27 protein-coding genes and 1 other RNA gene are annotated in these 26,448 nt (G+C 59.9%); 19 read left to right on the top strand and 9 right to left on the bottom strand.

Annotation, left to right across the window (positions count from 1 at the left end; translation table 11 throughout):
* Window positions 1-16: 16 nt before the first annotated feature.
* Window positions 17-994 carry a DUF1852 domain-containing protein gene (locus EDY99_RS17220; protein WP_033644742.1) on the bottom strand — a complete coding sequence of 326 codons (978 nt, stop codon included), beginning with the start codon at window positions 992-994 and terminating at the stop codon, window positions 17-19.
* A gap of 316 nt (window positions 995-1,310) precedes the next feature.
* Between EDY99_RS17220 and EDY99_RS17215 the strand changes: the two genes are divergently transcribed.
* Entirely contained in the window at window positions 1,311-1,850 is a 540-nt protein-coding gene (locus EDY99_RS17215; protein ID WP_116286945.1) for a DUF2058 domain-containing protein, read from the top strand.
* Window positions 1,851-1,857: 7 nt separating this feature from the next.
* Here EDY99_RS17215 and EDY99_RS17210 read toward each other — a convergent pair whose 3' ends face one another.
* The gene (locus EDY99_RS17210; RefSeq protein WP_116286946.1) at window positions 1,858-2,556 is read right to left on the bottom strand and encodes an RluA family pseudouridine synthase; all 699 of its coding nucleotides are present in this window, start codon (window positions 2,554-2,556) and stop codon (window positions 1,858-1,860) included.
* A 214-nt stretch (window positions 2,557-2,770) separates the two neighbouring features.
* Between EDY99_RS17210 and argO the strand changes: the two genes are divergently transcribed.
* Together argO and EDY99_RS17200 are read left to right on the top strand one after the other, a co-directional pair.
* Window positions 2,771-3,388 carry an arginine exporter ArgO gene (gene argO / locus EDY99_RS17205; RefSeq protein ID WP_004931603.1) on the top strand — a complete coding sequence of 206 codons (618 nt, stop codon included), beginning with the start codon at window positions 2,771-2,773 and terminating at the stop codon, window positions 3,386-3,388.
* A 121-nt stretch (window positions 3,389-3,509) separates the two neighbouring features.
* Window positions 3,510-4,241: an oxidative stress defense protein gene (locus EDY99_RS17200; RefSeq protein WP_031300626.1), complete on the top strand. Its 732-nt coding sequence runs from the start codon at window positions 3,510-3,512 to the stop codon at window positions 4,239-4,241.
* Window positions 4,242-4,289: 48 nt separating this feature from the next.
* Here the strand turns inward: EDY99_RS17200 and EDY99_RS17195 are convergent, their stop codons facing one another.
* Entirely contained in the window at window positions 4,290-5,183 is an 894-nt protein-coding gene (locus tag EDY99_RS17195; RefSeq protein WP_004931613.1) for a LysR family transcriptional regulator ArgP, read from the bottom strand.
* Between the two features lie 204 nt (window positions 5,184-5,387).
* Here EDY99_RS17195 and rpiA point away from each other — a divergent pair, with 204 nt between their 5' ends.
* Both rpiA and serA read left to right on the top strand, forming a co-directional pair.
* A complete protein-coding gene (gene rpiA / locus EDY99_RS17190; RefSeq protein ID WP_116286947.1) occupies window positions 5,388-6,044 on the top strand; it encodes a ribose-5-phosphate isomerase RpiA in 657 nt (218 codons plus the stop codon).
* 292 nt (window positions 6,045-6,336) lie between these two features.
* Window positions 6,337-7,575, top strand: coding sequence for a phosphoglycerate dehydrogenase (serA, locus tag EDY99_RS17185; RefSeq protein WP_025304156.1), 1,239 nt, complete (start codon window positions 6,337-6,339; stop codon window positions 7,573-7,575).
* Window positions 7,576-7,623: 48 nt separating this feature from the next.
* On the opposite strand, the gene EDY99_RS17180 is transcribed toward serA, so the two are convergent.
* From EDY99_RS17180 to zapA, 3 genes are all read right to left on the bottom strand, one after another.
* Window positions 7,624-8,232, bottom strand: a complete 609-nt coding sequence (locus EDY99_RS17180) for a 5-formyltetrahydrofolate cyclo-ligase (RefSeq protein ID WP_123061954.1) — start codon at window positions 8,230-8,232, stop codon at window positions 7,624-7,626.
* Window positions 8,233-8,283: 51 nt separating this feature from the next.
* Window positions 8,284-8,466: non-coding RNA, 6S RNA (gene ssrS / locus EDY99_RS17175), on the bottom strand.
* A 41-nt stretch (window positions 8,467-8,507) separates the two neighbouring features.
* Window positions 8,508-8,837, bottom strand: a complete 330-nt coding sequence (gene zapA, locus EDY99_RS17170; protein ID WP_004931621.1) for a cell division protein ZapA — start codon at window positions 8,835-8,837, stop codon at window positions 8,508-8,510.
* A gap of 319 nt (window positions 8,838-9,156) precedes the next feature.
* On the opposite strand from zapA, the gene EDY99_RS17165 reads away from it, so the two are divergent.
* From EDY99_RS17165 to EDY99_RS17130, 8 genes are all read left to right on the top strand, one after another.
* A complete protein-coding gene (locus EDY99_RS17165) occupies window positions 9,157-9,735 on the top strand; it encodes a YecA family protein (RefSeq protein WP_004931622.1) in 579 nt (192 codons plus the stop codon).
* A 55-nt stretch (window positions 9,736-9,790) separates the two neighbouring features.
* A complete protein-coding gene (pepP, locus tag EDY99_RS17160; RefSeq protein WP_033652182.1) occupies window positions 9,791-11,107 on the top strand; it encodes a Xaa-Pro aminopeptidase in 1,317 nt (438 codons plus the stop codon).
* 1 nt (window position 11,108) lies between these two features.
* On the top strand, window positions 11,109-12,287 hold the full coding sequence (gene ubiH / locus EDY99_RS17155) for a 2-octaprenyl-6-methoxyphenyl hydroxylase (protein ID WP_101453756.1): 1,179 nt from the start codon (window positions 11,109-11,111) through the stop codon (window positions 12,285-12,287).
* Between the two features lie 78 nt (window positions 12,288-12,365).
* The gene (gene ubiI / locus EDY99_RS17150) at window positions 12,366-13,568 is read left to right on the top strand and encodes an FAD-dependent 2-octaprenylphenol hydroxylase (RefSeq protein WP_123061953.1); all 1,203 of its coding nucleotides are present in this window, start codon (window positions 12,366-12,368) and stop codon (window positions 13,566-13,568) included.
* Between the two features lie 506 nt (window positions 13,569-14,074).
* A complete protein-coding gene (gene gcvT / locus EDY99_RS17145; protein ID WP_004931631.1) occupies window positions 14,075-15,172 on the top strand; it encodes a glycine cleavage system aminomethyltransferase GcvT in 1,098 nt (365 codons plus the stop codon).
* 46 nt (window positions 15,173-15,218) lie between these two features.
* Window positions 15,219-15,605, top strand: a complete 387-nt coding sequence (gcvH, locus tag EDY99_RS17140; RefSeq protein ID WP_025304150.1) for a glycine cleavage system protein GcvH — start codon at window positions 15,219-15,221, stop codon at window positions 15,603-15,605.
* A gap of 92 nt (window positions 15,606-15,697) precedes the next feature.
* Window positions 15,698-18,577, top strand: coding sequence for an aminomethyl-transferring glycine dehydrogenase (gcvP, locus tag EDY99_RS17135; protein ID WP_015378983.1), 2,880 nt, complete (start codon window positions 15,698-15,700; stop codon window positions 18,575-18,577).
* Window positions 18,578-18,685: 108 nt separating this feature from the next.
* Window positions 18,686-19,651, top strand: coding sequence for a zinc-binding alcohol dehydrogenase family protein (locus EDY99_RS17130; RefSeq protein ID WP_033652179.1), 966 nt, complete (start codon window positions 18,686-18,688; stop codon window positions 19,649-19,651).
* Window positions 19,652-19,660: 9 nt separating this feature from the next.
* On the opposite strand, the gene EDY99_RS17125 is transcribed toward EDY99_RS17130, so the two are convergent.
* Genes EDY99_RS17125 through EDY99_RS17115 form a run of 3 tightly spaced genes read right to left on the bottom strand, consistent with a single transcriptional unit; the run spans window position 19,661 to window position 22,270 of the window.
* Window positions 19,661-20,188, bottom strand: a complete 528-nt coding sequence (locus EDY99_RS17125) for a GNAT family N-acetyltransferase (RefSeq protein WP_236588849.1) — start codon at window positions 20,186-20,188, stop codon at window positions 19,661-19,663.
* Window positions 20,188-21,606 carry an ATP-binding protein gene (locus EDY99_RS17120; protein ID WP_046687758.1) on the bottom strand — a complete coding sequence of 473 codons (1,419 nt, stop codon included), beginning with the start codon at window positions 21,604-21,606 and terminating at the stop codon, window positions 20,188-20,190. Before EDY99_RS17120 ends, EDY99_RS17125 begins: the two co-directional genes overlap by 1 nt.
* Before the next feature lie 4 nt (window positions 21,607-21,610).
* Window positions 21,611-22,270: a response regulator gene (locus EDY99_RS17115; RefSeq protein ID WP_033652176.1), complete on the bottom strand. Its 660-nt coding sequence runs from the start codon at window positions 22,268-22,270 to the stop codon at window positions 21,611-21,613.
* Window positions 22,271-22,459: 189 nt separating this feature from the next.
* Here EDY99_RS17115 and EDY99_RS17110 point away from each other — a divergent pair, with 189 nt between their 5' ends.
* The 6 genes from EDY99_RS17110 (at window position 22,460) to EDY99_RS17085 (ending at window position 26,447) form a co-directional block, all read left to right on the top strand.
* A complete protein-coding gene (locus EDY99_RS17110; protein WP_033644758.1) occupies window positions 22,460-22,693 on the top strand; it encodes a hypothetical protein in 234 nt (77 codons plus the stop codon).
* Between the two features lie 97 nt (window positions 22,694-22,790).
* Window positions 22,791-23,534: an SDR family oxidoreductase gene (locus tag EDY99_RS17105; RefSeq protein ID WP_164489292.1), complete on the top strand. Its 744-nt coding sequence runs from the start codon at window positions 22,791-22,793 to the stop codon at window positions 23,532-23,534.
* 77 nt (window positions 23,535-23,611) lie between these two features.
* Complete coding sequence (locus EDY99_RS17100) at window positions 23,612-23,935, top strand: BrnT family toxin (RefSeq protein WP_071845113.1); 324 nt, start codon at window positions 23,612-23,614, stop codon at window positions 23,933-23,935.
* Window positions 23,898-24,215: a BrnA antitoxin family protein gene (locus tag EDY99_RS17095; RefSeq protein WP_016929995.1), complete on the top strand. Its 318-nt coding sequence runs from the start codon at window positions 23,898-23,900 to the stop codon at window positions 24,213-24,215. The genes EDY99_RS17100 and EDY99_RS17095 overlap by 38 nt, the downstream gene beginning before the upstream one ends.
* A gap of 381 nt (window positions 24,216-24,596) precedes the next feature.
* The gene (locus tag EDY99_RS17090; RefSeq protein ID WP_033644759.1) at window positions 24,597-25,415 is read left to right on the top strand and encodes a DeoR/GlpR family DNA-binding transcription regulator; all 819 of its coding nucleotides are present in this window, start codon (window positions 24,597-24,599) and stop codon (window positions 25,413-25,415) included.
* Between the two features lie 48 nt (window positions 25,416-25,463).
* Window positions 25,464-26,447, top strand: a complete 984-nt coding sequence (locus EDY99_RS17085) for a substrate-binding domain-containing protein (RefSeq protein WP_025304134.1) — start codon at window positions 25,464-25,466, stop codon at window positions 26,445-26,447.
* Window position 26,448 lies beyond the last annotated feature (1 nt).

The raw sequence follows: 26,448 nt of genomic DNA, 5'->3' as shown, positions 1-26,448 counted from the left end.
CCTGTATTTAAGTGAATCAAAGCGCGTAGTGAGCAGACCATTGCTCAAGAATAGGCTTATAGGGTTTGATAAATTGCTCTTCCGTAAATTTCCCCTGCTCAATCGCTAACTGGCTACGCTCTTCGCGATCGTAAACAATCTTGGTTAATGAATGATCCTGGTTATTCAGGCTTGGCTGATAGCATTGCCCCGCCGCCGAGTTGGCATTGTAAATTTCAGGCCGATAGATTTTCTGGAAGGTCTCCATCGTGCTGATGGTGCCGATCAGTTCCAGGTCGGTGTAATCGCTCAGCAAATCCCCGGGGAAATAAAAGGCCAGGGGCGCAACGCTATTTTTCGGCATGAAATAGCGCACCTGCAGGCCCATTTTTTTAAAATACCGGTCGGTCAATGAAGCGCCGTCTTGCCGATACTCGTCGCCCAAGACCGGGTGTTGATTGCCCGTCCGATGGTAAGTGTCTTTGCTGGACACGCTGAGGCAGATCACCGGCGGTTTGCTGAAATTTTCATGGTATTCGTTTGAATTGACGAAGTGCTTAAAGATATTGCCGTGCAAATCGCCGAAATCATCCGGAATGGTAAATTCCGCCGTGTTTTTATTGTGCGCCGGCAGCAAGACGCTAAAGTCGTAATCGCGCACGTAAGACGAGAAATTGTTCCCGACGATGCCCTCGATACGCTTTTGCGTTTTTTTATCGATGATGTTGGTTTTCAGGATTTCGATAACCGGAAAGCTGGCGCCCTGATCTTCGATGCGCATCTCAACCGAGATGATTTCCAGCTCGACGGAGTAGCGATCGGCCTTGGGGTTATCCCAATAGGCTAATGCATTAAAGCGATTGTCGATCATCACCAACGTGTTGCGCAGGTTCTCCCGGCGGTTTTTCCCTCTGGCCAAATTGGCAAAGTTGGTGGTGATACGCGTATTTTCAGAAGGGTTATAATCTTCGTCGAAAGAACTGCTTTTAATCGTAAAGGTGAAGTCTGTATTCATCGTCTTATAGCATCCTGTTATATGATATGAAGGCTGGATTTATCCATTTCTTTCAATGGCTTGTTTTTCTATTTTTTTATTCAGCCGATTTCATATTGTCTGTCGTTAATGAGGTCTATTTTTGCCAGAGTCCCTGGGGGAGTGAAAGAGACTTAATTTCATTACCACATGAGCGGTATTCATGATCGGGCGTTCGGGCCGTTTTACCGCCGTTGCTCTGCGGCGAAAACCGCCGGTGGGTTGGGCCGGCAACCTGGTGCAGCCTGAAAAATTACGGGTATAATCCCTCCATGATCCCACGGCTTCAGACACGAACATGACAAAACTCACCTTACAAGAGCAGATGCTCAAAGCGGGCTTGGTAACCAGCAAGAAAATGGCCAAAGTCCAAAGAACGGCTAAAAAATCACGCGTTCAGGCCCGCGAGGCCAGAGAGGCGGTGGAAGAGAATAAAAAGGCGCAGCTTGAGCGCGATAAGCAGCTGAACGAGCAGCAAAAGCAAGCCGCGCTGTCCAAAGAATACAAGGCGCAGGTGAAGCAGCTGATCGAGATGAATCGCATCGTGCTGGCGAAAGGCGATATCGGTTTTAACTTTACCGACGGTAACCTGATCAAAAAAATCCTGGTGGATAAGGCGACGCAGACCCAACTGATCAATGGCCGCCTCGCCATTGCGCGTTTGCTGATCGAGAACCGGGAAGAGTGTGAATACGCGATTATCCCCGCGAGCGTCGCCGATAAAATCGCGCAGCGCGATACGGGCAGCATTGTGTTGCACAGCGCGCTGAGTCAGGAAGAGCAGGATGAAGACGATCCGTACGCCGACTTTAAAGTGCCTGACGATTTGATGTGGTAAGCCGCGTTCAGAACGGCGCGGCGTGACGAGCGGTTATCCGCTCTCCGCTGATGGGGTGTACAAAGTCCAGTTCGCTGGCGTGCAGCATCAGCCGCGGCGTCTGCTCGGTACCCGGCAGCAGGCGCCCGCCATACAGATCGCAGCCTAAAATGGGGTGGCCCAATTGCCGGCTGTGAATACGCAGCTGGTGGGTGCGCCCAGTCTCTGGGGTAAGCTGCACCCGCGTCAGCGGCAGCGAGATCCCATCCTCCACGTGACGATAAAAACGCTCGATGACCCGATAGCGGGAGCGAGCGGGCTTGCCGTGAAGGGCGCAAATTGACATCAGCGGGAACAGCGCCGGATCGTTGGCGATCGCCGCGTCTATCACCCCTTCGTTATCCGCCAGATGGCCGCAAAGCAGCGCGCTGTAGACTTTACCGACGGTGCGCTCGCTGAACTGCCGGCAGAGCGCGGCATTGACGGCCTTATTGCGGGCCACCACCATCAACCCGGACGTGCCGAAATCCAGGCGGTGTGCCAGCGTGCAGCCGGGGAAGATCTGCACCAGCCGATAGTGCACCGAGTCGAGATTTTGCGGATTTTTGCCCGAAAGGCTGAGCAACCCGGCGGGTTTATTGATCAGCGCCAGATGATCGTCCTGATAGAGGATCTCTATCTGGTCATGACAGGGCGGGGCGATGAAGGTATCGGTAATCGTAGACATCGGTCGGCCGGCTGGAGGGAGGAGGGGCGGATGATAGCGAATTTTTCGCCGATGGGCGAATCTGGCGGCGCTGGCCTGGCGCCCACAGGGTATTAGCATCTCTGATACTTGATTAGAAACATCAATTTCACCTAATGATCGCTTCCTCGTATGATGCGCGTGTTGACCGATATGCGCCCACGTCCGGCGCCTTTTATCATTCGAGGAATTTCCCATGCTAGCCGTCTTCCTGCAGGGCTTTGCCCTAAGCGCCGCCATGATCCTGCCGCTGGGCCCGCAGAACGTATTCGTGATGAATCAGGGCATTCGCCGTCAGTATCATCTGATGATCGCCTCATTGTGCGCGCTGAGCGATATCGTGCTGATCTGCGCCGGTATTTTCGGCGGCAGCGCGTTGCTGACCCGCTCGCCGCTGCTGCTGGCGTTGGTGACCTGGGGCGGGGTGGCGTTTCTGCTGTGGTACGGCTGGGGCGCGTTCCGTTCCGCCTTCAGCCCGCAACCGGCGCAGGCCGCGGCGCAGGAGCTGGCGCAGAGCCGCTGGCGCATCGTGGTCACCATGCTGGCGGTCACCTGGCTGAATCCGCACGTCTATCTGGATACCTTCGTGGTGCTCGGCAGCCTGGGCGGACAGCTGACGGCGGACGTGCGTTCCTGGTTCGCGCTTGGCGCGGTCAGCGCGTCGGCGGTGTGGTTCTTTGGCCTGGCGCTGCTGGCCTCCTGGCTGGCGCCGTGGCTGAACACCCAGCGGGCGCAGCGCATCATCAACGCGCTGGTCGGTCTGGTGATGTGGGGCATCGCGCTGCAGCTGGCCTGGCAGGGGGCAAATTTATAAGAATTTGTCACTAATCCGAATTCAAAACGCCGTGCGATATGCTACGTTTGATGCCAGGAAACCGGCGGTTCTCGCAGGGAAAAGCCGGCGATCAGAGACAGCCTGTCATTAAGGAGACACTGTGAAGCTAAAAGCATTGGCTATGGCCGCAATGGTCGGATTAGGGACGCTACCGATGGCGCTGCAGGCGGCTGAATTGCCTGAAGGGCCGCACGTCGTCACCTCCGGCACCGCCAGCGTGGACGCCACGCCGGATATCGCCACTCTGGCGATCGAAGTGAGCGTTTCCTCCAAAGACGCCGCCCAGGCGAAGAAGCAGGTGGACGAGCGCGTGGCGCAGTACTTTGATTTCCTGCAGAAAAACAACATCGAGAAGAAAGACATCAGCGCCGCCAACCTGCGCACCCAGCCGGAATACGATTACCTGAAAACCGGCGAGTCGGTGCTGAAGGGCTACCGGGCGGTGCGCCAGGTGCAGGTGACCCTGCGCCAGTTGGACAAGCTGAACGAGCTGCTGGACGGCGCGCTGAAATCCGGCCTGAACGAGATCCGCGCGGTGGAGCTGGGCGTCGCCAAGCCGGACGTGTATCGCGAGCAGGCGCGGCAAAAAGCGATCGAGAACGCGACTCAGCAGGCCGAATCCCTGGCCAAGGGCTTCCACGCCAAGCTGGGGCCGGTGTACAGCATTCGCTACCGGGTCGCCAACTACCAGCCGATGCCGGTGGCGCGGATGTATAAGGCGGCCGGCGCGGCGGCGGAAAACGACGCGGCGCAAACCTATGAACAGCAAAGCATTCACTTCGACGATCAGGTGGATGTGGTGTTCGAGCTGCAGCGCAACGCCGCGCAGTAAGGGTGTTGTCATGAAGAAAAGGTTCGCTGCGGCGAACCTTTTTTCGTTTTAATCCTGGCGCAGCACCTGGTGACCGTGCTCCAGCAACGCGTCGGTCACTTTACGCATCATGCGGCTCTCCGGCGCGAAGCGGTGCCAGTACAGCATGCGGCGCTGGTACAGCCCCGGCGTCAGATCGATCAGTTCGCCGGATGCCAGCTCCTTTTCGATCTGCAGATGTGGGATCATACAGCAGGTGGTGCCCTGACGGGCCAGCTGCACGAAGGCTTCCGATGAGTTCACGATGTGGCAGGGCACGCTGCCCGGCGACAGATCGAAGTTCTGCTGCAGGAATGCCTGGTGCATGTCGTCGAGATGATCGAAGGCCACCGCCGGCGCTTTCAACAGCGCGGAGCGGGTGACGCCGTTCGGGAAATAGCGCTCGGCGAAGCCGCTGGAGGCCACGAACAGGTAGTCCAGCGCCCCCAGCCGATCCACCAGGCAGCTCGGCAGCGGCTGCGGCTGAATACTCACCGCGCCCACCACCTCACCACGGCGCAGCCGCTCCTGGGTGCGGGTTTCATCTTCTACCTGCAGATTCAGACGAATGGGGGAGTCCGCCAGCACCGGCTTCAGCGCCGGCAGCAGCCAGGTCGCCAGACTGTCGGCGTTGACCGCCAGCGACAGCAGCAGCGGCGTATCGACGCCGGTGTCGTTACCCAGCCACTCTTCTTCCAGCAGCTCCACCTGATGCAGCAGCGCCAGCAGCTTTTGCCCCTGTTCGGTCGGGCGCGGCGGCACGGTGCGGACCAGCAGCGGTTGGCCGAACAGGTTTTCCAGCTGTTTGATGCGTTGGGATACCGCCGATTGCGTGATGCAGAGTTTTTGCGCGGCGCGCTCGAAGCCGCGCTCACGGATCACCGCGTCCAGCGCTTGCAGCGTACGATAGTCTGGGCGTTTCATCGGAAAGATATCCCTTAAATTAGAATGATACCGGCACTATGCCACATTTTGCGTGCGGCGCAGGTGGAAAAATCACGCCCCCAGCTCGCCGCCAAGCGGGTAAAAATGCGGGCTGCGGTAAATAAGTGTGATCCTGCCGGCGTGAAAAACAGCGTTTTACCCTATAATACGCACACGTTTTCGTACAGAGGCAAGGGACATATTATGACGCAGGATGAACTGAAAAAAGCGGTGGGCTGGGCGGCGCTGGAATACGTGACGCCGGGCACCATCGTCGGGGTGGGCACCGGCTCTACCGCCGCCCACTTTATTGACGCGCTGGGCTCCATCAAGCACCAGATTGAAGGCGCGGTGTCCAGCTCAGACGCCTCCACCGCCAAGCTGAAAAGCCTCGGCATCCATGTGTTCGACAGCAACGAAGTGGACTCGCTCGATATCTACGTGGACGGCGCGGACGAAATCAACGGCCACATGCAGATGATCAAAGGCGGCGGCGCGGCGCTGACGCGCGAGAAGATCATCGCCGCCATCGCCAAGAAATTCATCTGCATCGTTGACGCCAGCAAGCAGGTGGACGTGCTGGGCCAATTCCCGCTGCCGGTGGAAGTGATCCCGATGGCCCGCTCCTATGTGGCGCGCGAGCTGGTGAAACTGGGCGGCCTGCCGGAGTATCGCCAGAACGTAGTGACCGACAACGGCAACGTGATCCTCGATGTGCATAACCTGAACATCACCGACGCCATCGCGCTGGAGAACAAGATCAACGGCATCGCCGGCGTGGTGACCGTGGGGCTGTTCGCCAACCGCGGCGCGGACGTGGCGTTGGTCGGCACCCCGGAAGGTGTGAAAGTGGTCAAATAAGCCTCTGCGGCCTGTGGCCCGGCAGTGCCGGGCCGCATATTTCTTCGGTTAAAACATCTTTTCTGAAAAGCGGCAAATTTGGTGACTTATGTCACATTGTGAAAACTGACTCCCCAAAGCTTCTGCCGAAAACTTTCCCTATGGCATTTTCTGCCGTAAACCGCCATCAACGCTGCGCCTTGTCCTGCCGGGCAGGCAATCGTTTGTATTGCCGCCCGCGTTATTTTTGTTATGTTGGATGGGAGCTGTGTCGTCACAGCCGCTTCTGAAGTCTGAACATAGGGTCGGGTAAATGGCAAAAGTATCATTGGAGAAAGACAGGATTAAATTCCTGTTGGTGGAAGGGGTTCATCAGAGCACGGTCGATAATTTGCGTGCCGCCGGTTATACCAATATCGAATACCACAAGGGTGCGTTAGACACCGAATCGCTGAAGGCCTCCATCCGCGATGCGCACTTCGTCGGCATCCGATCGCGCACGCATCTGACCGAAGAGGTGTTCGCCGCCGCAGAAAAACTGGTGGCGGTGGGCTGCTTCTGCATCGGCACCAACCAGGTTGACCTGAAAGCGGCGACCAAACGCGGCATTCCGGTCTTCAACGCCCCGTTCTCCAATACCCGATCCGTGGCCGAAATGGTGCTGGGCGAGCTGCTGTTGATGCTGCGCGGCATTCCGGCCGCCAACGCCAAGGCGCACCGCGGCGTGTGGCACAAACTGGCCGTGGGCTCCTATGAAGCGCGCGGCAAAAAACTGGGCATCATCGGCTACGGCCATATCGGCACCCAGCTGGGCATTCTGGCCGAAGGGCTGGGCATGAAGGTGTTCTTCTACGATATCGAGAACAAGCTGCCGTTGGGCAACGCGCAACAGGTGCGTCATCTGTCCGATCTGCTCAATATGAGCGACGTGGTGACGCTGCACGTGCCGGAAACGCTGGCGACCAAGAACATGATGGGGGCGGAAGAGCTGGCGCTGATGAAACCGGGCGCTATTCTGATCAACGCCTCGCGCGGCACCGTGGTGGATATCCCCGCGCTGTGCGACGCGCTGGCCAGCAATCACCTGGCGGGGGCGGCGATCGACGTCTTCCCGGAAGAACCGGCGACCAACAGCGATCCGTTCAACTCGCCGCTGTGTGAGTTCGATAACGTGCTGCTGACGCCGCACATCGGCGGTTCCACTCAGGAAGCGCAGGAGAACATCGGCGACGAAGTGGCCGGCAAACTGGCGAAATATTCCGATAACGGTTCGACCCTGTCGGCGGTCAACTTCCCGGAAGTGTCGTTGCCGGCGCATGGCCCGAACGCCAGCCGTCTGCTGCACATCCACGAAAACCGTCCGGGCGTGCTGACGCAGATTAACCAGATCTTCGCCGAAGAGGGGGTTAACATCGCCGCGCAGTATCTGCAAACCGGGCCGGAAATCGGCTATGTGGTGATCGACATCGAAGCGGAAACCGCGCGCGCCGACGCCGCGCTGCAGCGCATGAAGGCCATCGACGGCACCATTCGTGCCCGTCTGCTGTTCTGATTCGGCGGCTCGCCGCAACGAAAAAGGCCGGAGCGATCCGGCCTTTTGCTATTTAGGTTCGTGCCACGCCCAGCTGCAGAGCGGGGTGAGGATTTCCGGCAGCGGTATATCCCAGTGCTCGGTCGGCAGGTGTTCCACCTGCTGGCAATCATGGGCCAGCCCGATGGGATAAGGGCCGTCGCTCTGCCAGTTTTGCAGGGTGCGATCGTAAAAGCCGCCGCCCATACCCAGACGTTGCCCGGTATGATCGAATGCCACCAGCGGCGTCAGCACGACGTCCAGCTCGCCCAGCGGCAACACCTGGCGCACATCGAGGCGCGGTTCAAGAATATTGAAGCGATTGCGCACCAGTGGCGTTTCCGGCGCATAGCGCAGGAACAGCAGGTGGCCCGGGCTGAACGGATGCAGCACCGGCAGGTAAACCCGTTTTCCGAGCGTCCACAGCTGCTCTATCAGCGGCCCGGTATCGAGTTCACCGTCAAACGACAGGAATACCGCGATGCTGTGCGCCGCCTTAATGTGCGCATGCGCGACGAGGCGCTCGGCTATTTTCTCTGCGGCAAAGCGTTGCTGGCCCGGCGTAAGCTCGCGCCGACGTTGGCGAATCAGTTGACGAATGGCTTGGCGCTGCTGCGCGAATTGGGATTGAAAAGACATCGTATCAGGCTTGCTCAGTGTGGCGTTCAGCACACAAAACCGCTGAGAAGGGGAATCTCCGAGATGCCGTCGCAGGCTGTAACCCTTGAACCCATGGTTCAAGGTGAACGTGCCGTCGCAATCTTAAGGCTTCTCGGCGCACCGAGCGTGCTCACCGATCGCGGAGCAACACATTCTGTTTGTACTAAATATCGGCTCAGGGGACTGGCCCGCTGGCGAACATCTCAGAGAAATTTTGTACTCGTTGCCGAAAACTTGGCTTTCAACAACTTAAGTTATTCGAATTGTGCATCCTGACGTTCAGAGATGCGACCTTGTTCAAGCAGCGCTTGTTCAATGGTCTGCTGCAGCATCCGTATGCGTTGTTCCATATTGGACGCATAGTCACGGGTTTTCAACCGTTCTTGAGCAAGTTCGTGACAGACGTTCAATGCCGCGATGAAAACCAGTTGCTCAGTATTGGAGACTCTAGTGCGAACTTTAAGATCTTGCAACCGTTGGTTAAGATCGTCCGCCGCCATATTCAACGCATCTTGTTGTTCTGGCGGGCAATTGACTCTTAACGAGCGGCCAAAAATTTGAATATCTACCGGTTGTGCAGACATGCCACCTTCCTGCCTAAATTTCGCGCCAGCCTTGTCCGCCCGGGCCGGGCCGTCAAAGCGGGCGCCACTATATATACCTCGGTACCAAGATACAACCCCTTTTTCAGTACCTGGTTGTAATCTACTGTGGCGGACATTGCCAGTCAAAAAAGGGTTTCAAAATGCGTATTTACCGCACTTTCGTCACCCGCCGGCGCAGTGTGAAACCTGCCACATCGCGATTATAACTAGCCACTGAGGTGTCGCGCTTATCTGGTATAGCGACGGACCTTGGTGGTAGCATAACACGAACTTATCCTGCCAACGATGACGAATGCGCATGTCTATACAGAATACATTTCCAAGTTACCAATCTTTGACCGTGGCCCTCAACCAGCAGTCGGTGGCGCTGACCGCGGCAGAAATGCACGGCCTGATCAGCGGCCTGCTGTGCGGCGGCAGCCGTGATGCCGGCTGGCAGGCGCTGGTGCACGATCTGACCAACGAAGGCGTCGCCTTCCCGCAGGCGCTCAGCCAACCGTTGCAGCAGCTGTATGAAGCGACGCGTGACACGCTGGAAGATGACGAATTCCTGTTCCAACTGATGCTGCCTGAAGGGGAGATCGTCAGCGTGTTCGATCGCGCAGACGCGCTGGCCGGTTGGGTCAACCACTTCCTGCTCGGGCTGGGCATGATGCAGCCGAAGCTGGCTCAGGTGAAAGACGAAGTCGGTGAAGCGATTGACGATCTGCGCAATATCGCGCAGCTGGGCTACGACGAAGACGAAGATCAGGAAGAATTGGAACAGTCGTTGGAAGAAGTGGCGGAGTATGTGCGGGTCGCCGCCATCATGTGCCACGGCGAATTCACCCGTCACAAACCGACGGCGCCGGAAAATATCAAACCGACGCTGCACTAAACGTTCTATCGCCTCTCCGCCGGCGGTGCGGATGGCATGATTTCAGGAGAAGGTAATGACTCAGCAGGAATTCAACAACCGCCGCCAGGCGCTGTTGGCGAAAATGGCGCCGGCCAGTGCGGCGGTTATTTTCTCTGCGCCGGAAACGACGCGCAGTGCAGATTCAGACTATCCCTACCGGCAGAACAGCGATTTTTGGTACCTGACCGGCTTCAATGAGCCGGAAGCGGTGCTGGTGCTGATTAAAAGCGATGAAACGCACAACCACAGCGTGTTGTTCAACCGGGTGCGCGATTTGACGGCGGAAATCTGGTTTGGCCGCCGCCTGGGGCAAGACGCCGCACCGGCAAAGCTGGGCGTGGATCGCGCGCTGCCGTTCGATGAAATCAATGACCAACTGCACCTGCTGCTCAACGGTCTGGACGTGGTCTACCACGCGCAGGGCGAATACGCCTATGCCGATCAGATCCTGTTCAGCGCGCTGGACAAGCTGCGCAAGGGGTTCCGCCAGAACCTGCAGGCGCCGGCCACCGTTACCGACTGGCGGCCGTGGCTGCACGACATGCGGCTGTTCAAGTCGCCGGAAGAGCTGGCGGTGATGCGCCGCGCCGGTGAGATCAGCGCGCTGGCGCACACCCGCGCGATGGAAAAATGCCGTCCGGGCATGTTCGAATACCAGCTGGAAGCGGAAATTCATCATGAGTTCACCCGCCTCGGCGCCCGTTACCCGTCTTACAACACCATCGTCGGCAGCGGCGAAAACGGCTGTATCCTGCACTACACCGAGAACGAGAGCCAGATGCGCGACGGCGATCTGGTGTTGATCGACGCGGGCTGCGAGTACCAGGGATACGCCGGCGACATCACCCGCACCTTCCCGGTCAACGGCAAGTTCAGCCGGCCGCAGCGCGCGGTGTACGACATTGTGCTGGCGTCGCTGCAGCGCGCTTTGGAACTGTTCAAACCCGGCACCAGCATTCGCGAAGTCAATGACGAAGTGGTGCGCATCATGGTGGTCGGGCTGGTGGAGCTGGGCGTATTGAAAGGTGAAGTCGACCTGCTGATCGCCGAGCAGGCGCACCGTCAGTTCTTCATGCACGGGCTGAGCCACTGGCTGGGTCTCGACGTGCACGACGTTGGCCACTACGGCACGCCGAGCCGCGATCGGCTGCTGGAGCCGGGCATGGTGCTGACCGTGGAGCCGGGGCTGTACATCGCGCCGGATGCGGACGTGCCGGCGGAGTACCGCGGCATCGGCATCCGCATCGAGGACGATATCGTGATCACCGCCGACGGCAATGAAAACCTGACCGCCACCGTGGTGAAAGACGCCGATGCCATCGAGGCTTTGATGGCGGCGGCAAGGTCGTAGCATGAGCGTTATTATCGTTGGCGGGGGTATGGCGGGCGCGACCTTGGCGCTGGCCATTTCGTCGCTCACTCAGGGAAGAATGGCGGTGGATTTGGTCGAGGCGACCCGGCCGGACGACCGCAGCCATCCGGGCTTTGACGCCCGCGCCATCGCACTGGCGCAGGGCACCTGCCAACAGCTGGCGCGCATCGGCGTTTGGCCGGCGCTGCGCGATTGCGCTACGCCGATCACTCAGGTGCACGTCAGCGATCGCGGGCACGCCGGGTTTGTGAATCTGCAGGCGCAAGATTATCAGGTCGATGCGCTCGGCCAGGTGATCGAACTGCACGACGCCGGGCAGCGGTTGTTCGCGCTGCTGGCCAAGGCCCCCGGCGTTACGCTGCACTGCCCGGCGCGGGTGGTGGACGTGATTCGCACCGCAGAGCGGGCGGAAGTGCTGCTGGACAACGGCCAGCGTCTGCGCGGGCAATTGCTGGTGGCGGCCGACGGCTCGCGCTCTGCGCTGGCGCAAGCCTGCAATATGCAGTGGCGGCAGGAGGACTATCCGCAGTTCGCCACCATCGCCAACGTCACCACGGCGGAAGATCCGCAGGGGCGCGCCTTTGAGCGCTTTACTCGCTATGGGCCGCTGGCGCTGTTGCCGATGTCGCAGGGGCGCAGTTCACTGGTATGGTGCCATGCGCGCGAAGATCGCGCCCAGGTGGATGCCTGGGACGACGAGCGGTTTATCGCCGAGCTGCAACAGGCCTTCGGCTGGCGGCTGGGGCGTATCCTCAAAGCCGGTAAACGGCACAGTTACCCACTCGGTCTGCTGACCGCCGATCGCCATGTCAGCCACCGGCTGGCGCTGGTGGGCAACGCGGCGCAAACGCTGCATCCTATCGCCGGGCAGGGGTTCAACCTTGGCCTGCGCGACGTGATGTCGCTGGCGGAAACGCTGGCGGAAGCGGCAGACAGCGGCGAAGACGCCGGCGGTTACGCACTGCTGAGCCGTTATCAGCAGCGGCGGCAAAACGATCAGCGGGCGACGATCGGCGTGACCGACGGGTTGATTCATCTGTTCGCCAACCGTTATAGCCCGCTGGTGATCGGCCGCAATCTGGGGCTGATGGCGATGGAACGTTTGCCGGCGATACGCGATGCCTTCGCCAAGCGTACGCTGGGCTGGGTGGAACGTTAGAGACATGGTCGGGCGCTTTAACGCGCCCAAAGCGCGGCGCGGCAAGGCGTCGCGCGTTATTTAAGGAAATCGAGCAGCATGCAATCATTTGACGTGATTATCGCCGGTGGCGGTATGGTGGGGCTGGCGTTGGCCTGCGGCCTGCAGGGCAGCGGGCTGCGCGTGGCGGTGCTGGAGCAGCGCCAGCCGGAGATGGCGCCGCCGTCGGAACAGCCGGCCCTGCGCGTCTCCGCCATCAATGCCGCCAGCGAGCGGTTGCTGCAGCACATCGGCGTGTGGGACGACATTCTCCAGCTGCGCGCCAGCGCCTATAACGCGATGGAAGTGTGGGATCGCGACAGCTTCGGCAAAATCGCCTTCCGCGGCGACGAGTGCGGCTTCAGCCATCTCGGCCACATCATCGAAAACACGGTGATCCAGCAGGCGCTGTGGAAGCGCGCCGAAAGCCTGTCGGACATTACGCTGATTACCCCGGCCGCGCTCAAGCAGGTGGCGTGGGGCGAGAACGACGCCTTCGTCACGCTGGAGGACGGCCGCATGCTGACCGCCCGGTTGGTGATTGGCGCCGACGGCGCCCAGTCGTGGCTGCGCCAGCATGCCGATATCCCGCTCACCTTCTGGGATTACCGCCACCACGCGCTGGTGGCCACAGTTCGCACCGAAGAACCGCATCAGGCGACGGCGCGGCAAATTTTCCACGGCGACGGCATTCTGGCGTTCCTGCCGTTCAGCAATCCGTATTTGAGCTCTATCGTCTGGTCGGTGACGCCGGAAGAAGCCGAAAGGCTCAAACGGCTGGAACCGGCGCAGTTCAACCGCGAACTGGCGATGACCTTCGACATGCGCCTGGGGGCTTGCAGCCTGGAAAGCGAACGGCTGGCGTTCCCGTTGACCGGCCGCTATGCGCGCAGCTTCGCAGCGCACCGCCTGGCGCTGGTGGGCGATGCGGCGCATACCGTGCATCCGTTGGCCGGCCAGGGCGTTAACCTGGGCTTCATGGACGCCGCCGAGCTGATTTCCGAACTGCGCCGCCTGCAGCGGCAGGGCAAGGATATCGGCCAGCACCTCTATTTGCGCCGTTATGAGCGCCGCCGCAAACATGGCGCGGCGGTAATGCTGGCCAGCATGCAGGGTTTCCGCGAACTGTTCGACGGCAATCACCCGGCCAAAAAGCTGCTGCGCGACGTGGGCCTGCGGCTGGCAGACAGCCTGCCGGGCGTCAAACCGAAGCTGGTGCGTCAGGCGATGGGCCTGAACGATCTGCCCGAGTGGCTTGCCTGATCCCTTCCTTCTGCGGGCCCGCACAGGGCTCGCGCTTCCCGCCTTATTCCATCGCTTTTCCTTATATAACCCTTCATTTGAAATAATCTAATTTCAGCCGCTTTTTATCATTACTTTTTCTAATTCCATGTTCGGTTATCAAAAGTCCGGATCCCATGTGAGGCCATAGGTTTGTTATATAAGTTCGGTGTTTTGCCGCTTTAATTGTTAATTTTGTGCCTTAAGGCGCATTTTTCCAGTGAAAAACTCTGCACACTAGCCCGGCGTTTTACCGCCCCGGAACGGCGATGAGCCTATTTTAACTTATGGTTAATGTGGTCGTTCGGTGATAAGTTCGAGGGAAAGGTATCGTTTGCGTCACGGCGGTTGCACGCAGTTTCCGCCCGTCCCGGCGCAGCATTTGTGTTGAGCAGTCAGTGCGCCATGGCGATCGGGCCGCGAGCCAGGCTCCGCCGCATTGCGTGGCAGCACCCTAACTTCTAGCGACGAGTGGAAAGAGGGAAAAGATGGCAAAGCAAACCCCACTGTACGACCAGCATGTGGCGTGCGGTGCGCGCATGGTAGACTTTCACGGCTGGATGATGCCGCTGCACTACGGCTCGCAGCTCGATGAGCACCACGCGGTGCGTCAGGATGCCGGCATGTTCGACGTGTCTCACATGACCATTGTGGATCTGCACGGCGCCCGCACCCGCGAGTTCCTGCGCTACCTGCTGGCGAACGATGTCGCCAAACTGACCCAACCCGGCAAAGCGCTGTACACCGGCATGCTGAATGCCTCCGGCGGCGTGATCGACGACCTGATCGTTTATTTCCTCACTGAAGACTATTTCCGCCTGGTGGTGAACTCCGCCACCCGCGACAAAGACCTGGCCTGGATCGAAGAGCACGCCGCGCCGTATGGCGTCGCGCTGACGGTGCGCGACGATCTGGCGCTGATCGCGGTGCAGGGCCCGCAGGCCAAAGAGCGCGCCGGCACCCTGTTCACCCCGGAGCAAAAAAGCGCGGTCGAAGGCATGAAGCCATTCTTCGGCGTGCAGGCCGGCGAGCTGTTCATCGCCACCACCGGTTACACCGGCGAGGCCGGCTATGAGATCGCGCTGCCGAAAGAGCAGGCGGCGGATTTCTGGCAAAAATTGCTGGCTGCGGGCGTCAAGCCGGCCGGTCTGGGCGCGCGCGACACCCTGCGCCTGGAAGCGGGCATGAACCTCTACGGGCAAGAGATGGATGAAGGCGTTTCGCCGCTGGCCGCCAACATGGGCTGGACCATCGCCTGGCAGCCGGAAGATCGCCGTTTCATCGGCCGCGAAGCGCTGGAACAACAGCGCGAGCAGGGCACCGAGCAACTGGTCGGCTTGATCATGACGGAAAAAGGCGTATTACGTAATGAGCTGCCGGTGCGTTTCACTGACGCGGCGGGGCAAACCCACGAAGGCGTGATCACCAGCGGCTCGTTCTCTCCGACGCTGGGCTTCAGCATCGCGCTGGCGCGCGTGCCGGCAGGCATCGGCGAGCAGGCTATCGTGCAGATCCGCAACCGTGAAATGCCGGTCAAAGTGACCAAGCCCGGTTTCGTTCGCGCCGGCAAGCCGCTGACAAATTGATTTTTTATTGATTGATTCTTTTATTTCTTCGAAGGAGTAACCGGCGATGAGCAATGTGCCAACAGAATTGAAATACGCATCCTCCCACGAGTGGGTTCGTGCAGAAGGTAACGGCGTTTACACCGTAGGCATCACCGAACATGCGCAGGAACTGCTGGGTGATATGGTGTTTGTCGATCTGCCGGAAGTGGGCCGCAGCGTCGCCGCCGGTGAAGATTGCGCCGTGGCGGAATCCGTCAAGGCGGCATCGGACATTTACGCGCCAATCAGCGGCGAAATCGTGGCGGTGAACGGCGAGCTGGAAAGCTCTCCGGAACTGGTGAACAGCGAACCTTACGGTGACGGCTTCCTGTTCCAGATTAAAGCCTCCGACGAAGGCGAGCTGGCGAACCTGCTGGACGCCGCAGCTTATCAGGCCTCGATCGACGAGTAATCGTGACCACGCCCCAGGCCTTTCGGCCGGGGCGTTTTAGTTACCGTTCAAGCTATATCCCGTATCACGCAAGCATTCAGGAATTTGTAGCAATGACTCAGACACTCAGCCAACTCGAACACAGCGAAGCGTTCATTGAACGCCACATCGGCTCTTCTGCGGAACAACGCCAGGAGTTGCTGGCAGCGGTGGGCGCTCGCTCGCTCAGCGCGCTGATCCAACAGATTGTGCCGGCGGACATTCAGCTGCCGGGGCCGCCGCCTGTCGGCGACGCGGCGACCGAACATCAGGCGTTGGCTGAGCTGAAGGCGATCGCCTCGCAGAATCAGCGCTACAAATCCTATATCGGCATGGGCTACAGCGCCGTGCTGACGCCGCCGGTGATCCTGCGCAACATGCTGGAAAACCCGGGCTGGTACACCGCTTACACCCCCTATCAGCCGGAAGTGTCGCAGGGCCGTCTGGAAGCGCTGCTGAACTTCCAGACCGTGACCCTCGATCTGACCGGTCTGGATCTGGCCTCCGCTTCGCTGCTGGATGAAGCGACCGCCGCCGCCGAGGCGATGGCGTTGGCCAAACGCGCCAGCAAGCTGAAAGACGCCAACCGTTTCTTCGTGGCTGACGACGTGCATCCGCAAACGCTGGACGTGGTGCGCACCCGCGCCGAAACCTTCGGCTTCGACGTCATCGTCGATAAAGCGGAAAAAGTGCTGGAGCTGGACGGCGTGTTCGGCGTGCTGCTGCAGCAGGTGGGCACCACCGGTGAACTGCACGACTACAGCGCGCTGCTGGCCGAACTGAAATCGCGCAAAATCATCACCAGCGTGGCTGCCGACATCATGGCCCTGGTGCTGCTGACCGCGCCGGGCAAGCAGGGCGCCGACGTGGTGTTCGGCTCCGCGCAGCGCTTTGGCGTGCCGATGGGCTATGGCGGCCCGCACGCCGCCTTCTTCGCCTGCCGCGACGAGTTCAAGCGTTCGATGCCGGGCCGCATTATCGGCGTTTCCCGCGATGCCGCCGGCAACACCGCGCTGCGCATGGCGATGCAGACTCGCGAGCAACATATCCGCCGCGAGAAAGCCAACTCGAATATCTGTACCTCGCAGGTGCTGCTGGCCAACATCGCTAGCCTGTACGCGGTGTATCACGGCCCGCAAGGCCTGCAGCGCATCGCCGGGCGCATCCATCGCCTGACCGACATTCTGGCCGCCGGGCTGCAGAAGGCCGGCCTGACGCTGCGTCACCACACCTGGTTCGACACCCTGACCGTCGAAGTGAAGGACAAGGCCGCCGTGCTGGAGCGCGCGCTGAGCTTCGGCATCAACCTGCGTACCGACATTCACGGCGCCGTCGGCATCACGCTGGATGAAGCCACCTCGCGTGAAGACGTGCAAACGCTGTTCGCACTGTTGGCCGGCGACAATCACGGTCTGGACATCGACGCGTTGGACGCGGCGGTGAGCAAAAACAGCCAATCGATCCCGGCCGCCATGCTGCGCCAGGATCCGATCCTGACCCACCCGGTATTCAACCGCTATCACAGCGAAACCGAGATGATGCGTTACATGCATCGCTTGGAGCGCAAGGATCTGGCGCTGAACCAGGCGATGATCCCGCTGGGTTCCTGCACCATGAAATTGAACGCCGCGGCGGAAATGATCCCGATCACCTGGCCTGAATTCTCAGAGTTGCATCCGTTCTGCCCGCCAGAGCAGGCGGCCGGTTACCAGCAGATGATCGGCCAACTGTCCCAGTGGCTGGTGCAGCTGACCGGCTATGACGCGGTGTGCATGCAGCCGAACTCCGGCGCGCAGGGCGAATACGCCGGCCTGCTGGCGATCCGCCGCTACCACGAAAGCCGCAACGAAGCGGGCCGCCACGTCTGTCTGATCCCGAGCTCGGCACACGGCACCAACCCGGCCTCCGCCCAGATGGCGGGCATGAGCGTGGTGGTGGTGGCCTGCGACAAGAACGGCAACATCGATCTGCACGATCTGCGCGTCAAGGCGGAGCAGGCAGGCGAAGAACTCTCTTGCATCATGGTGACCTACCCGTCGACCCACGGCGTGTATGAAGAAACCATCCGTGAAGTGTGCCAGATCGTGCATCAGTTCGGCGGTCAGGTGTATCTGGACGGCGCCAACATGAACGCCCAGGTGGGCATCACCACGCCGGGCTACATCGGCGCGGATGTTTCGCACCTCAACCTGCATAAGACCTTCTGTATCCCGCACGGCGGCGGCGGCCCGGGCATGGGTCCGATCGGCGTGAAAGCACACCTGGCGCCGTTCGTGCCGGGCCACAGCGTGGTGCAGATCGACGGCGTGACCACCCAGCAGGGCGCGGTCTCCGCGGCGCCGTTCGGCAGCGCCTCCATCTTGCCTATCAGCTGGATGTACATCCGCATGATGGGCGCGGAGGGCCTGAAGCAGGCCAGCCAGATGGCGATCCTGAACGCCAACTACATCGCCACCCGTTTGAAAGACGCGTACCCGATTCTGTATACCGGCCGCGATCACCGCGTGGCGCACGAATGTATCCTCGATATTCGTCCGCTGAAGGAAGAGACCGGCATCAGCGAAATGGACATCGCCAAGCGCCTGATCGACTTCGGTTTCCATGCCCCGACCATGTCGTTCCCGGTGGCGGGCACGCTGATGGTCGAGCCGACCGAATCGGAAAGCAAGGTGGAGCTGGATCGCTTTATCGATGCGATGCTGGCGATCCGCAGCGAAATCGACCGCGTCGCCAAGGGCGAATGGCCGCTGGAAGACAACCCGCTGGTGAATGCGCCGCACGTGCAGGCGGAGCTGGTCAACGACTGGCAGCATCCGTACAGCCGCGAACTGGCGGTGTTCCCGGTGGCCGGCGTACGCGAGAACAAGTACTGGCCGAGCGTTAAGCGTCTGGACGACGTGTACGGCGACCGTAACCTGTTCTGCTCTTGCGTGCCGATGAGCGATTACGAATAACACGTTCGGCAAAGTTTGTGTTCGGGGGACACCGCATCATGCGGTGTCCCTTTTTATTTTATAGCGGCCTATTCTTTCCTGTACGTTCCCACGATTTGAGGAGTCACCATGCAAGCGGCAATCGTAACAGCGCTGGGGCAACCCCCGGTTTTCGGCACCTTTGAGGAGCCTCAGGCGCAGGCGAATGAAGTGCCGATCGACGTTCTGGCGGCCGGCATCAAACAGCTGGATCGCGCCACCGTCGCCGGCACCCACTATTCCAGCCCCAAGCAATTGCCGATCGTGCCCGGCACCGACGGCGTGGGCCGTACGGCGGACGGGCAACGGGTGTACTTCGCCTCTTTCCGTCGCCCTTACGGCGCGATGGCAGAGCGCAGCGTCGCGTCCTGGACGGTGCCGGTGCCGGCGACGGTGGACGACGCCACGGCGGCCGCGCTGATCAATCCGGCCTTCGCCGCCTGGCTGCCGCTGCGCTGGCGGGCGGATCTGCAGCCCGGTGAAACGGTGCTGATCATCGGCGCCACCGGCACCTCGGGCAAGCTGGCGGTCGCGGCGGCGCGTCAGGCGGGGGCCGGACGCATTGTTGCCGCCGGCCGTCGACTGAGTGTGTTGGAGGCATTGGGTGTTGACGCCACGGTGGATCTGAGCCTGCAGGGCGAGGCGCTGACGCAGGCCTTCGCGGCGGCGGCGGGGCCGGGCGGTTATCAGGTAATCGTCGATTACATCTGGGGCCCGGCGACGGAAGCGCTGCTGGCGACGCTCAATAATCACGATCTCTCGTCTTACGCCGGCGGACGCGGCATTCGCTTGGTCAATGTCGGTTCGATGGCCGCGCCGGACATCCGGCTGCCGGCTGCGGTGTTGCGCAGCAACCAGCTGCAGATCCTCGGCAGCGGCACCGGCAACTTCCCGCCGATCCCGGAGATGCAGCGCTACGCGACCGAGATTTTGGCGCTGGCGGCGACCGGAGCGCTCACTATCGAGACGCAGGAGCACGCGTTGGCGGAGATCGCCGAGGTGTGGGATCTGAACAAGAAAAGCGACGTGCGTTCGGTGATGCGCATCGCCCGTTAACCCCGGCCGCTAGCGGCAAGGGCAGACCAGGTGAATGTCTTCCGGCTCACGGGCGAACAATTCGGTATCCGGCTGTTCGATGAGCCGGCAGCCCTGCGCCAGATAGAAGTCTACGGTGCTTTTATTGGGGATGGAGGAGACATACAGCCCGGCGGCGCCGTCTTGCGTCGCCTGACGCAGGCAGAGCTGGAACAGCTGCCTGCCTAACCCCTGGCCGCGTTTGTGCGCGCTGACGTAAAAGAACAGCAGCTGGCGCAGATCCCGCTGTGGGCCGCGCGGCTCGGTGTCCAGCGCCGCCGCCGCCACGATCTCCTCGCCTTCGAACAGCGCGAAGAACGCGCCGCCGCGATCGAAGCACGCTGCGTGGATTGGCGTATAGGTTTCCCGATCGTGCGGATCCCAGCCGCGCACGTCGTAGTACTCCGCATAGGATTGCAACTTGCCGTCCTGCAGGCGATACAGAGTGTCGATAATTTCGCTGCGGTCGATATCCCATAGCCGGTCGAGTTGCTGCCGTTGCAGCAGAACAGGGGCAATCATGGTCGTGGTTCACTCTCAGTCTGTGGCCGATAACTTTCCGGCAAATCGATGATGAAGCCGATGCCGCGATCGTCAAGGCCTTCGGTAACGCGCAGCTGCGCGCCGATTTTGTCGGCCAGGTTTCGGGCGATGGCCAATCCGAGCCCGCTGCCGGTTTGCTGCGTGCCGGGCACGCGGTAAAAGCGTTCAAACAGGCGGGAATGATGTTCTTCGCTCACCCCCGGGCCGTTATCGCGTAACGTAATATAGCAGCCGAGCGGCGCCAGCGAGCGGATATTGGCCTCGATGCGGCTGCCGGGCGGCGCGTACTTGAGCGCGTTATCCAGCAGGTTGGTGAAGATGGCGATCAGCGCATGGCGGTCGGTACTCACCACCACATCCTCGCTGCCGTCGAGCGACAGTTCGACATCTTTCTCCAGCGCATAGGGGACGTGCTGTGCGATGCATTTGCCGATCTCCGCATAGATATCCACCGCCTCAATCTTCAGCGGAAAATCTTCCGCCTCCAGTTTGGCCAGGTTGATCAGCTGGCGTGACAGCGACGCCGCGCGATCCAGCCCTTGCTGCATGTCGCCGATGATTTCCCGGCGCTCCTGTTGCTCGCTGACCTGGGTCAGCAGATGCAGCTGCGCCAGCACGGCGGCGATCGGCGTGCGCAGCTCGTGCGCGGCGTCGGCCATAAAGCGTTTCTCGCGCTGATTGGCCGCGTCGATGCGCGCCATCAGTTTGTTGACCTCCATCACCACCGGCCGGATTTCCTGATACTGCTCACTGACGTTGAGCGGCGACAGGTTGCCAGGCTGGCGATCGGAAATGGTGCGGGCGATCTGGCGCAATGGCCGCAGGCTGAAGTAGGCGGTAAACAGCAAGGTAATGATGATCGCCGCCAGAATGCCCAACAGCGGTACGGCGGTGCTTTCCGCCGGGTTGCCGAACAGCGTGGTGCGATCGTTGAAAGACTCGCCGACGATCACCCGGTACTGGCGCTTTTCGCTCCAGCTACCGGCAAGGTGCCAGTTGGCGCCGGCGTAATTGACGGAGCCGGACAGCACCGAAGGCGGCAGGCGCAGCGGTTCTTCCTGCGTTTGTGAGCAGTAAAGCACCCGGTTATCCCGATCGTAAACCACGAACAGCGGATGATAGTCGAATTGATCCTGCATGCCATTATTGATGGAATCAATGTACATGCTTTCGATGGTTTTGATGATGCCGCGGTAATCGATATTATCGGTGCCGGTTTCATCGAGAATATTGGCGATGCCTGCGGCGACGATGCGTTGCTGGTTATCGAAATATTTCTCCATGTCGGGGTAATACCAGTACTTCACCCAGGCGACGAGGATCCCCCACAATAATAAAATGGCCAGGACCTGGAAAATAATGGTGCGCATAAAGAAGGATTTGAAACCGATCATCCCGCTACTCTTTCTTCAGCAAATAGCCAATGCCGCGTACGGTAATGATTCTTTCTTTACCAATCTTGCGGCGTAAATTATGCATGTGTACTTCCAGCGAGTTGCTTTCCACGCTATCGCCGTGGCCGAACAGCCGCTGTTCCAACACCGCTTTGCGCACCACGGTGCCGGCGCAGCGCATCAGTTCGTGCAGCAGGTGATACTCTTTTTTCGACAGCATCAGCAGTTCGTTATCCAGCATGACCTGATGGTTGACCGGATCGAGATACAGCGCGCCGAGGCTCCAGGTTTGAGACGCGAAGCCCGCCATGCGCCGGTTGACTGCCTTGACGCGCGAGATGAGTTCGGGCAGCGCGAAAGGTTTGGCCAGAAAGTCGTCCGCGCCGGAGTCGAGGCTGTTCACCAGGCTCTCGATGCGATCGCGGGCGGTCAGGATGATGATCGGGATATTCTGTCCGGCGGCGCGCCAGGCGATCAGCTTCTGCAAACCGTCGCCGTCCGGCAGCGTGAGATCCAACAGCATCAAATCGAACCCGCCGGGTGAAAGTTTATTTTCCGCGTCGGTGAGCAGGCGCACCCAGCACAAATTAAAGCCGGCCAGCTCCAATGCTCGGCACAGCGCCTTGCCTAATTGCAGGTCGTCTTCCACCAACAGTATGTTCACGTTATTTCCGCTGAGAGCCTTGAGTCGCGATTATCTAACTATAACGCTGGCGGGAAGACAACGAGGAAAACCGCTCTGCCTACGCGTTCTTAAGCAAACCTTAATCTGGCTTTAATCTCGCGTTAAGGGAACGGGGGGGAATTTCAGTTATTTTGCTGCCATTCGAAATCATGGCTGAGGGAGCGAAACATGCAGACTGAAGGTTTCCCGAACGCGGGCGCCTCGCGGCGGCTGATGTATTCAGGCGTGGCGATACTGCTCGTTCTGTTGATGCTGTCTTTTCGCGGTGATGCGCAGAGCCATAGCCACGGCGGCCATCATGCTTCCGCTTTGCAGCGGGTGCATCAGGCGGCGGCGACGGACGCTTACGGCTGCGCCAAGTCGCGCATTAAAAAGCAGCTGCGCCGCCTGGCTCAGCTTTGAAGCGTTTTTTAGGGCGCCGCTCTATACTCTGACGGGCAAACGGAAGGCCTGTGCGCAGGCCGTTGTCGACATCGCCAACCAGAGAAAAAATACGATGATGAAAGTGGCATTGGTGACCGGCGCAAGCCGGGGAATTGGCCGCGCGACCGCTTTGCTGCTGGCCCGGCAGGGCTATGCGGTGGGCGTGAATTACCTGCGCGACGAAAGTGCGGCGCGGCAGGTGGTGGCGGAGATTGAGGCGCAGGGCGGCAAGGCGCTGGCGCTGCAGGCCGACGTGGCCGATGAAGCGCAGGTGATGGCGATGTTCAGGGCGCTGGATGCCGGGCTGGGCACGCTTAGCGCGCTGGTCAACAACGCCGGCATTCTGTTCCGGCAGGCGAACATTGAACAGTTGACCGCCGAGCGCATCAATAAGGTGCTCGGCACCAACGTCACCGGGTATTTCTTGTGTTGCCGCGAGGCGGTGAAGCGCATGGCGCAGCGCCATGGCGGGCAGGGCGGCGCTATCGTCAATGTGTCCTCCGCCGCTTCCCGTTTAGGCGCGCCGTGGGAATATGTGGATTACGCCGCCTCGAAAGGCGCCGTCGATTCGTTGACCATCGGGCTATCGCTGGAGGTGGCGGCGCAGGGCATCCGCGTCAACGGCGTGCGGCCCGGATTCATCTATACCGAGATGCACGCCAGCGGCGGCGAACCCGGCCGGGTGGATCGCGTGAAGTACAGTTTACCGATGCAGCGCGGCGGCCAGCCGCAGGAAGTGGCGGAGGCGATCGCCTGGCTGCTGTCTGACGCCGCTTCTTATGTGACCGGCACCTTTATCGAGGCCGCAGGCGGGCGTTGAACGCATCCGGAGAATTTTGACATCCCTTCGGAGGTGATGTATTTTGATTAAATAACAACCAAAATGTAGTTACAAAAATGTATGTTTATTTTGAATGGAATCAGGATAAAAATCACAGTAACCAGCGCAAACACCGTGTCAGTTTTGAGATAGCGCAACGGGTTTTTCTGGATCCCAACCATTTGGCTGTGCTGGAAAGGATCGAAGATGGAGAAGAACGTTGGCAAACGATCGGTATGGTCGGATCCTGTTTGCTGTTGCTGGTGGCACATACGACGATCGAAACGGATGTCGAAGGCGATACAGTAGAGATCGTGCGTATCATTTCAGCACGCAAGGCCGATGCCAAAGAGAGGGGAAGATATGAAGCGCAAAAATTCCGCCAAAAATCTGGCCCATAGCGTACTCCCGCCGTTGACGGAGGAGCAGAAAGCGCAAATTGCTTCACTGAGTGCGTTGCCGGACGAGGGAATCGATTATGCTGATGCGCCGGCGCTGGGGGAAGAAACGTGGCAGACTGCGGTTCAGGGGCGTTTTTATAAGCCGATGAAAGTATCAAAAACCATCCGAATCGATGCGGATGTGTTGGCTTGGCTTCAGCGACCAGGCAAAGGCTATCAGAAACGCCTGAACGCCGTGTTGCGTGAGGCGATGTTGAAAGAGCATGAGCACGAGGAATAATTTGTGTCAGGCGGCTAACGATCCGGTGAGATTCTCACCGGATTTTTTTTGCTGTTTTTTCAGGTAATGCGTTATCAACGCCGGCTGTCTCCTTGCGGCGCTCGGTCAAAACCACACAAACGGTCATTAACGGTCATGGCGCGGAACGTGGAATTGTGACCGTTTACCGTTTCTCTCCTGTCTGTCTCAGGCGGTCGCGCATCATAACTGTCTGTTACTCCACACTTTCGTAATTATTCATTTCATTTCCTTCCCGATTTTTTTGACAACTATCACAGCGCGATCGTTGACCGATCGCGGGGCGATGCGCTTTGCGTCTGCGCGCAAAACGCGGCGCGGCAAATCGATATCGTAATCATCGTCGTGGAGGAGTAAAGAAACATGCTGCCTGTAGAACGTCATCGCTTTATTACCGAAGTCTTGAGCCAGCGCGGCCGCGTGATGGTGCAGGAGGTGGCGCAGCTGTGCCACATCTCTATCGAGACGGCGCGGCGTGATCTGGCCCTGCTGGAACGGCGCGGCCTGCTGCTGCGCAGCCACGGCGGCGCGGTCTTCGTCGAGCCGCCGGCGGTGGAAAAAACCTATGTGCCCGCCGAGATAGATCAGGGGGAGTCCTTCCGCCAGCGCAGCAATGAGTCGCCGGAGCAGAAGACGCGCATCGCCAAACGCGCGCTGGAGTTTATCGCGCCGGGGGATTGCTTGCTGCTGGACAGCAGCTCCACCAGCTGGTTTTTGGCGCGCCAGCTGCCGGATATCTCGCTGGTGGTGCTGACCAACTCGCTGCACATCATCCAGACGCTGGCCTGCAAGGCCAACGTGCGCACCATCGGGCTGGGGGGCGAGTATTCCGCCAAGTACGAGGATTTTATCGGCGTGCTGGCGGAGCAGATGCTGAAAGAGTTCGTGATCAACAAGCTGTTTTTCTCCTGCCACGGCATTTGCCAGGACGGCGGCATCCGCGAGAGCAATGAGCACCATGCGCGGCTGAAGCAACAGATGCTGCTGGCCTCGGAGCGCAAGTTCCTGCTGGTGGACAGCAACAAGTTCGGCCGCCGCTCGTTCGCCCGCATTTGCCATTACCGGGAAATAGATACGCTGATCACCGACAGGCTTGGCGATGACGAGTTTCGTCAGGAATTGGCCTGGAACAACGTCGATGTGATTGAAGTTTCACCCGCCGCGAAAAGGGCGGCGCGATAACAACAACGAAAACCTTTTATTACAGCCAACACTTGTGGAGAGAGAACAATGAAAAAATCCGTACTGGTCGGTCTGTTTGCCTCGCTGCTGCTGTCGGTCTCCGCGCAGGCGGCGGACAAGCTGAAAATGGGCGTGGTGGTGAAGATCGGCGGCATTCCCTGGTTCAACGCCATGGAGGCCGGCATCAAAAGCGAGAGCGCCAAACGCGGCATCGACGCCTGGATGGTCGGGCCGACGGCGGCGGATCCTGCGCTGCAGGTGCGCGCCATCGAGGATCTGATCGCGCAGAAGGTGGACATCATCGGCGTGGTGCCGAACGACGCCCGGGTGCTGGAGCCGGTGCTCAAGCGCGCGCAGGAGGCGGGCATCAAGGTGATCGTGCACGAGTCCCCCGGCCAGAAGTACGCCGACTGGGATTTTGAGCTGGTGGACGCCTCGCAGCACGGGGTCAACCACATGAAAGCGCTGGCCGCCTGCATGAAAGAGCAGGGCAAGTACGCGGTATACGTCGGCAGCCTGACGGTGCCGCTGCACATCACCTGGTCGGACTCGGCCATCAATTACCAGAAGCAGCACTACCCGAACATGCAGCTGGTGGGCGACAAGTTCGGCGTGGGGGAATCGCTGGATGACAGCGTGCGCACCACCAACGATCTGATGGCCAAATATCCCGATCTGAAAGGCGTGCTGGCGTTCGGTTCGCAGGGGCCGATCGGCGCCGGGCGCGCGGTGCTCAACCGCGGCAAAAGCAACGATATCTGCGTCATCGGGCCGTTCAGCCCAGGGCAGGGCGCTTCGCTGGTCAATCGCGGCGCCATCAAGGGCGGTTATATCTGGAACCCGATGGTGGCGGGCGAAGTGTTCGTGCGCATCGCCGACATGATGCACAAGGGCGAAAAAATCACCGATGGCATGACCATCGAAGGCATGGGCAAGGTGCAGGTGGATGCGCAGCAGCACACCATTCTCGGCAATGCCACCGAAAGCCTGGATAAGCAAAACCTGCCGAAGCTGGTGAAGATGGGGCTGTAAT

The organism is Serratia sp. LS-1, from assembly GCF_003719595.1.
Classification (GTDB): Bacteria; Pseudomonadota; Gammaproteobacteria; order Enterobacterales; family Enterobacteriaceae; genus Serratia; species Serratia ureilytica.
Note: the sequence above shows the minus strand (reverse complement) of the source record. Positions and strands in the feature narration are given on the sequence as shown.